Annotated in this window: 1 protein-coding gene; it reads right to left on the bottom strand. The window is 30.2% G+C overall.

All coding sequences use genetic code 11. The annotated features are described in order from the left end of the window. A partial coding sequence (locus tag KCG49_RS16370) for an IS1 family transposase (protein WP_218548030.1) occupies window positions 1-417 on the bottom strand: 417 nt, incomplete at its 3' end. Window positions 418-562 lie beyond the last annotated feature (145 nt).

Below are 562 nucleotides of genomic sequence, written 5' to 3'. Positions count from 1 at the left end.
GTTTTCTTTTGATTTGCTACCCACAAAGAAATCAATGACTTGTTTTGTTTGTCTTTCTATCGCATAGGTAATCCAAGTGAAATGATCCTTTCGCTTGATAAATGTCCATAACTCGTCAACTTCAAACTTGCATCCAAGTTTATAAAAGAATGGTGCTTTTATCACTTTAGCCATCTCAAGCATTCTGGAAAGAACAGTACAACAAGAAATATTTAATATTCTTGAGATACTTCTAATGCCACAACCTTCTTTAAGCAGGCTCCTGATTAAATCATTTGTATCGGAGTTGTATGCTTTGTATGTATAATTAACTTGAAATCGCTTGTTACAAACTTTACATTTATAACGTTGAATATTATTTTGAAATCCATTTTTCACAGATAAACCTGAACATTTTGGGCAATGTATTTTTTCCATGTCCTAATTTAAAACATAACGATTTACAGAACCCATATTTTATAGGTTCTAAAAGATTTACTCTTTTACCAATATATCTATGAACGAAGAAAAACAGTAACTAACATTTCTGTTAATTACTGCTTTTCAACTATTTAAGCTCTTA

It is taken from the genome of Winogradskyella luteola, from assembly GCF_019203985.1.
GTDB classification, from domain to species: Bacteria; Bacteroidota; Bacteroidia; order Flavobacteriales; family Flavobacteriaceae; genus Winogradskyella; species Winogradskyella luteola.
Note: the sequence above shows the minus strand (reverse complement) of the source record. Positions and strands in the feature narration are given on the sequence as shown.